The sequence below is a fragment of the Ruminococcus sp. MCC718 genome, assembly GCF_018783905.1.
Classification (GTDB): domain Bacteria; phylum Bacillota; class Clostridia; order Lachnospirales; family Lachnospiraceae; genus Hominisplanchenecus; species Hominisplanchenecus faecis.
The window spans coordinates 1-840 of record NZ_WQNP01000052.1; the positions used below are offsets into that span (position 1 = coordinate 1).

Annotated in this window: 1 protein-coding gene; it reads right to left on the minus strand. The window is 31.3% G+C overall.

Annotated elements, in window-relative coordinates; all coding sequences use genetic code 11:
* Nucleotides 1-135: 135 nt before the first annotated feature.
* A partial coding sequence (locus GPK60_RS06905) for an RNA-guided endonuclease TnpB family protein (protein WP_215659137.1) occupies nt 136-840 on the minus strand: 705 nt, incomplete at its 5' end.

Genomic DNA, 840 nt, shown 5'->3' on the forward strand with positions numbered 1-840 from the left:
TTTATGTTTCATTCCTACTTCAATGAGTATGCTTTTGTACTGTCGAAACAGATACTACTCACAAGTTCTTGTACTCTCCATAGGCGTAAATTCCGAATTAACGTATCCGTACATATTTGCATTAACGTTTCATTGTTAGCTTGCAAATTTTTCTCCATAAGCTTTTAGGTTTAGTGATGCTTGAAAATCTCTATTTATAACATTTCCACATTCACATTTATAAATTCTGTCAGATAATTTCAAATCCTTTTTTATATTTCCACAACAACTACAAAGTTTTGACGATGGATAAAATCTATCAGCTACAATGAGCTGAATACCATTGTTATTACATTTGTACTCAAGCTGTTTTCTGAATTCAAAGAATCCCTGATTCTGAACCGCTTTGGATAAATGTCTATTCTTCATCATTCCACTAACGTTTAAATCTTCGATACAAATAAATCTTGGTTTTCGATTTACGATTTCAGATGTGGTCTGATTTAAATAGTTTTTACGAATATTTGTTAATCTATGATTCACTTTAAGTAAAAGTTTTTCGTTTTTGATTACATTTTTAGTTTTACAGTAACTTACTCCTTTCTTATTTTTCTCATACTTTCGAGAAACTCTACGCTGTAACCTGCGTCTGCATTTCTCTAGTTTTTTAACTACTTGGCTTTTATTAATATTCTTGTATGTGTTGCCATCAGAGCAAATAGCCAAATCCTTAATTCCTAAATCAATTCCTATACCATCATTATTTAGATTTTTCTTGCAGTCTGGAAATTCCACGCATACGCTAATCCACCAGTTTAATCCGTCAAAGGATATTCTCGGATTCATATATTTAGCATCTGT